The 5,227-nt window shown below is 36.4% G+C and carries 7 protein-coding genes; 4 read left to right on the forward strand and 3 right to left on the reverse strand.

Features of this window, described 5'->3' with window-relative positions; all coding sequences use genetic code 11:
* On the reverse strand, positions 1 to 377 hold a 377-nt coding region (locus KO495_RS02700), incomplete at its 3' end, for a transposase (RefSeq protein WP_215978859.1).
* 331 nt (positions 378 to 708) lie between these two features.
* On the opposite strand from KO495_RS02700, the gene KO495_RS02705 reads away from it, so the two are divergent.
* Together KO495_RS02705 and KO495_RS02710 are read left to right on the forward strand one after the other, a co-directional pair.
* The gene (locus tag KO495_RS02705) at positions 709 to 1,212 is read left to right on the forward strand and encodes a GNAT family N-acetyltransferase (protein WP_252738768.1); all 504 of its coding nucleotides are present in this window, start codon (positions 709 to 711) and stop codon (positions 1,210 to 1,212) included.
* Positions 1,213 to 1,328: 116 nt separating this feature from the next.
* Positions 1,329 to 2,003: an RDD family protein gene (locus tag KO495_RS02710; protein WP_215978860.1), complete on the forward strand. Its 675-nt coding sequence runs from the start codon at positions 1,329 to 1,331 to the stop codon at positions 2,001 to 2,003.
* A 92-nt stretch (positions 2,004 to 2,095) separates the two neighbouring features.
* On the opposite strand, the gene KO495_RS02715 is transcribed toward KO495_RS02710, so the two are convergent.
* Complete coding sequence (locus KO495_RS02715) at positions 2,096 to 2,356, reverse strand: Txe/YoeB family addiction module toxin (protein ID WP_215978861.1); 261 nt, start codon at positions 2,354 to 2,356, stop codon at positions 2,096 to 2,098.
* Positions 2,353 to 2,604 (reverse strand): type II toxin-antitoxin system prevent-host-death family antitoxin, encoded by a 252-nt coding sequence (locus KO495_RS02720; protein ID WP_118961497.1) that lies wholly within the window; start codon positions 2,602 to 2,604, stop codon positions 2,353 to 2,355. Before KO495_RS02720 ends, KO495_RS02715 begins: the two co-directional genes overlap by 4 nt.
* 887 nt (positions 2,605 to 3,491) lie before the next feature.
* Here KO495_RS02720 and KO495_RS02725 point away from each other — a divergent pair.
* Together KO495_RS02725 and KO495_RS02730 are read left to right on the forward strand one after the other, a co-directional pair.
* The gene (locus KO495_RS02725) at positions 3,492 to 3,950 is read left to right on the forward strand and encodes an energy transducer TonB (protein WP_215978862.1); all 459 of its coding nucleotides are present in this window, start codon (positions 3,492 to 3,494) and stop codon (positions 3,948 to 3,950) included.
* Positions 3,951 to 4,584: 634 nt separating this feature from the next.
* Positions 4,585 to 5,196 carry a porin family protein gene (locus tag KO495_RS02730; RefSeq protein WP_215978863.1) on the forward strand — a complete coding sequence of 204 codons (612 nt, stop codon included), beginning with the start codon at positions 4,585 to 4,587 and terminating at the stop codon, positions 5,194 to 5,196.
* Positions 5,197 to 5,227 lie beyond the last annotated feature (31 nt).

The raw sequence follows: 5,227 nt of genomic DNA on the forward strand, positions 1-5,227 counted from the left end.
ATCGTGTCCGGCTTTAAGGTGGATAATGGTGGCTCAATCGCTTCACCGAAATGAGCGATAAGCTCCGCATCAAGTTTATCTGTTTTTGCCCGTTGACCGATCGCTCCGGCAAAACGTTTTACGTGGATTGGATTAGCGATGGTAAAAGGTAAATTAGCCTTAGCACATGCCAAGATAAATGGCATTTCAAGACGACCTGTGGCTTCAATAACAATCCGCTTCGGCTTGTGTTTTTTAATTTCTTTAACCGCTTTATTAATGCCTTTTTCATCGTTGGTTACGGTGAAATAAGTACCAAGTGGGCGGATGAATATATCTAGTTGATACTTTCCTGTATCAACACCTACGTTTATGTTTTGCTTTGTTTTTGTATTCATAATAAGCTAACTCTTACTTGCATAATGCGGGTTCGAGACCCAGTAGACTATTCGAGTGTGGTGCTTGGAGTCCTTTGTCGCGTTCGTTCTTGTTATCGGTCTCTCAACTGAGGAGCCTTTGCTCAATCGAACTACGACAAGGAAAGCTTAAGTTGCTGCTTAAACCTGGGTCTCACTTTACCTAAAGATGTTTAAAAAGAATAAAAAAGATGGGTGTATTATCCATACAAGGTGCTTAAAAGGACTAAAACAGTTTGCTCGTTTTCGTTCCTCAACATTTTAGCCCATTATTAGGGCGTTATGCGCCATAATTAATCTAAAAGGAAGAGTTTTGAAACCTGTAATTAGACACTTGGAATCGTTAGATAATCCCGATATTTTTGATATTTATAGTAATGCATCGGTAATGGAGCATACATCTCAGCTTCAATATCTAAGTACAGATACTGTTGCATCTCTTTTCAACAGCCCTCAAAATTATACGTTAGTCGCTGAACATGATTCTAAAGTAGTGGGGCATGTCACTGTTTTTCAATCTATTAAGGTTAGGGCTAAACACTGTGCAAGTTTAGCTATCGCGGTTCACCCTGAGATTCATGGAAAAGGTATAGGTAAAGCTTTAATGAATGCTGTTATTGACCAGTCAGACAATTGGCTAAATATTACACGCTTAGAGCTAGAGGTACATAAAGATAATTTAGGTGCTATTTCATTATATAAACGCATGGGCTTTGAAATCGAAGGTACAAAAAGGTTAAGTACTTTCAAATCTGGTAAATATATTGATACAGTCATCATGTCTAGAATCAATCCATCATATCAATTAGGCGCATAACAAGGCATTTAAACGGAACTAAAACAGTTGCCTAAGTTTCGCTTCGCTACACATTATAGGCAACAATTTTAGTCCGCTTAATGCGGCGTTATATACATATGGAGTCGTCACAAATAATGGATTACAAACCAAACTTCAGTGAATTTACATATGATGAATTGCTAGATGCAGAGAAACATATTGATAAAGATGCATACCCTGAAAGGTATGCAGAAGTCATCGAGCTCTTAAATGATCCCAATCACACATCTCAAGGTAAAAATGAATTTTTTGAAGAAATAGAAGTTAGTAAATATTCTACATTCTGGCCTCGGTTTTGGGCTGCTTTCATTGATGGAATACTGTTTGCGATTATCCTCTATGTGGAAAGTTTAATATTTGGCTTTGATTACACCCAACAAGATAAATTTTTTCAAACTTTTAATGCTATTCAATTAGGGGTTTATGCTGTGTTAATGCACGGCCTTTGTGGTGGGCAAACATTTGGCAAAATGGCTCTAGGCGTTAAAGTGTTGAATCACTTAGACGAATCAGAAATAGGAGTAAAACAAGCTCTAAGAAGAGAATCTGTTAATTTAGTTTTAAATACCTTATCTTTGATTTTAATTGTCGTTGTTGCTTCATCTATCGAAACTACAGGAACATTATCAACATTTGTAACTTTAAGTGCAGCTGTATTGGGTGTCGTCGCAATAACCTGGGTAATATCTGAATTTGTTACAATGTTGTTTAATGAAAAACGGAGAGCATTGCATGACTTTATTGGCAGAACAGTGGTAATACGTACATAACAAGCCATTACAGCAACGGGACTGCTTACAGCTTGCTCGGTTCCGCTTCGCTTCACATTTTAGCAAGCTATTATCAGCCCCTGAATGGGGCGTTATGTGCCGTAATGGTATCGTAGTTGTGCAATTAGAATCGTGTCATCGTGATGTTTATAAACGATCCTATGTTCATCATTTATTCGACGCGACCAATATCCAAATAATCCATGCTTTAAAGGCTCTGGTTTACCAATACCTTCTTGAGGAGTTCTTTGAATGTCCTTAATGAGTAGATTAATACGTTTAAGTATTTTTTTATCGGTGGTTTGCCAGTAAAGGTATTGTTCCCAAGCTTTTGTTGAAAATGTTAACTTCATTCAATAAGCTCTCTTTCAGTACCATTTCCAGCTTCAAGCTCGGCAATTGACTCTAAAAGGTCTCTAGCATTTGCAGGGGATCTTAGTAAGTATGTAGTTTCCTGCATGGCGTTATAGTCTTCTAAAGACATCATAACAACAGGATCTTCACTTTTACGTGTAATAATAATTGGTGCGTGATCATTACAGACATGCGCCATTGTATTTGCTAAATTTGCTCTAGCAGCTGTGTAACTTATAGCATCCATGTGTATCTCCAAAGTGTTCATGTACGTTATTTGGTACAGTATAGCGTATTGGCACATAACAAGTCACTTAAAAGGACAAAAAACAGTTGGCTTTTTGCTCCTTCGTCGCTAATTTTAACCAACAATTTTTTGTCTCTTAGTGCGGCGTTAGTTGCCCGCACTAATTCGAGTTAAATTATTTGTCGTTGAGCGCACAATATTAGCTTTTGCGCTTGGTTCAATTCTTTGGTGTGGCAATGGAAGTGCCTTTTAATCTTTACTTCCTTTTTGCCAATCAGTTTCGCCTTGCGTAGTTTAGTGATTAAATTGCTTTAGTTGCTAAGGCTCAAAGTTCACGTTTAGGTGTTTATTGCGGCGGCGTTTATTGGCTCTTTCTACCATTCCATAAACGTGGTAACTTGTTGTAAATTTGTTGCTTTTAACTACCAGCAATTAACAAGTCGCTCAAAGTGGGCGCAAAAAGTTGGCTTTCGCTCACTCTTCGCTAATTTTAGCCAACAATTTTGCGCCCGTTAGCGAGGCGTTAGGTGTTTTAGCTTTATGTTTTTTCGGTTTGGTGAAAATAGCTTTTACACAGCGTGTTAATCTTTTTTACGGTGTTTATATTTCGCCAAGGCTAGGTTAGGATTGCTCATTAATAAGAGTTTTCAAAAAGCAGGCTTCGGCTATGAAAAGCTATTAATGTCGGTTCTACCTTTTGCGTATGGCTCAATAAATCGGTTAAGCGCACAGGCAACGGTGAACAGAATTAACAGTTGGCTAGGCTAAACACTAACAAGGAATTTAAGTCGGACAAAATACAGTTGGTCTTTTGCTCGTGCCTCACTTATTTTAGCCAACATATTATTTGCCTCTTAATGAGGCGTTAGAGCTATAAGGAGTTAGCGATGAGAAATGTTGTTTCAATTACAATAATAAGTTTATTTTTAGGTGCATGTGCATCTAATGATACTGTGCAGATTGCCGATAAATCCCCAATTGAATATAAGGATTTATCTTTAAAAGAACAAAAACAATTAGTTAAAGAGTATTGGGTCGTTGAAAAGAGGCAAGAACCTAAATACCCAATATCAGCAGCAAGAAAAGGACTGTCTGGTTGTGTAGATCTTATTGTTGGCATCAACAAAAATGGTAAAACCAGTGGCTACAAAGTTAAGGAGTCTTATCCTGAAGGTGTATTTGATGATCATGCTGCGGCTTCTCTTAAAAACTGGAAATGGTCAGCAACAGAAGTAAATATTGATAAAACACCTGTTTTGACATCTATACAATTGGACTTCGTGGTTAGTGGGGCAAAGAATGCGAAAGAAGCTAAAACCAAGTGCGGATGGAATTATAAAGTATAGCTCTAACAAACTGTTCAAGCGGGACTTTTTTACAGTTTGCTCGGTTTCGTTTCACTTCACAATTATAGCAAACTAACAGAAAGCCCCTTAACAGGGGGTTATGAAACTAAATTAATTTTTATAAATCCCATACAGTAGCAATTTATTCTGGTGTAATAGCCACAATTATAGGGCTTATTACATTTACATTAAATTAGAGCCTTTGGAAGTTTTTTAGTGGCCCATTACCCGGTTATCAAATTCTTTTGTTTCCAGGGAATTTGTCTCTTATTTATTTTTGGCACCCAGTCTTTACTGAGGAGATTAATTTTTGGTCAAAGTTATTTATGTTGTTGTGTGGGCCGTTTGTTGTAGTTACCTGTACCGTTGTTGTGTTAGTTAAGCTAAAAAACAGTTTTGTATCAATCGTTTCATAACAAGTATTTAAAGCGGGACTGCTAACAGTTTGCTCGGTTTCGCTTCGCTACACATTTTAGCAAACAATTTTTAGCGTATTATTAGGGCGTTATATTTAATTCAGTGTTCAGGTGGTGTTCAGCTTAATAATATATATTACATTAAAATAAGGTAGTAACATTCAACTCGAAGAAAAATAGTATTTAAAATTGGAATATAATAATTTAAAGGATTTAAAATGAACAAAACATTATGCTTAGTCACCCTTGCTTTATCTTTAATCTTTACCTTGACAGCTCAGGCCGAAAATGAAAGTGATTTCTATGTCGGTGTACAATATAGTAATCAAAACATTGAATCTTCATCTGATTTAAGCACAGCAGGAGTTATTTTAGGTTATCAATTCAACCAGTATTTTTCTCTTGAAACTCGGTTAAATATGGGGGTATCAGAGTATTCTGCTTTATGCCCATGTGGAGAAGAGGATGGGTACTATGTTTATAAACAAAAAATTGACAACCAAGGTTCGTTGCTTATAAAAGGGACCTATCCCATACTAAATGATTTTAGTATCTATGCTTTAGCTGGTGTTATTAAAACTTCATACAGTTTAGAAACCCAAAGCCAATATAAAATTGTCGAAGAAAACACTACAGTTAGTGAAATTAGATTCCAAGATACAAGGGATCACTCTGAAAGTGGCTTCACTTATGGAGTAGGTATAAATTATCAAATATCAAAAAAATTCTCAGCATTCTTAGACTATCAAGTTTTACCTGATTTAGCTGTAAGTACTTTGGATTCATCTAATTGGAACAGTGCAAGTATCGGTGTTAATTACACATTTTAACGTTTATTAAATATAACAAGAGACTATGGCG

The sequence above is a fragment of the Colwellia sp. D2M02 genome (genome assembly GCF_018860755.1).
GTDB classification, from domain to species: Bacteria; Pseudomonadota; Gammaproteobacteria; order Enterobacterales; family Alteromonadaceae; genus Colwellia; species Colwellia asteriadis.

Coding starts and splice junctions, on each gene's coding strand:
- KO495_RS02710 (WP_215978860.1), top strand. CDS start 1,329: ATGGATTACAAACCAAACTTCAGTGAATTTACATATGATGAATTGCTA.
- KO495_RS02715 (WP_215978861.1), bottom strand. CDS start 2,356: ATGAAGTTAACATTTTCAACAAAAGCTTGGGAACAATACCTTTACTGG.
- KO495_RS02720 (WP_118961497.1), bottom strand. CDS start 2,604: ATGGATGCTATAAGTTACACAGCTGCTAGAGCAAATTTAGCAAATACA.
- KO495_RS02725 (WP_215978862.1), top strand. CDS start 3,492: ATGAGAAATGTTGTTTCAATTACAATAATAAGTTTATTTTTAGGTGCA.
- KO495_RS02730 (WP_215978863.1), top strand. CDS start 4,585: ATGAACAAAACATTATGCTTAGTCACCCTTGCTTTATCTTTAATCTTT.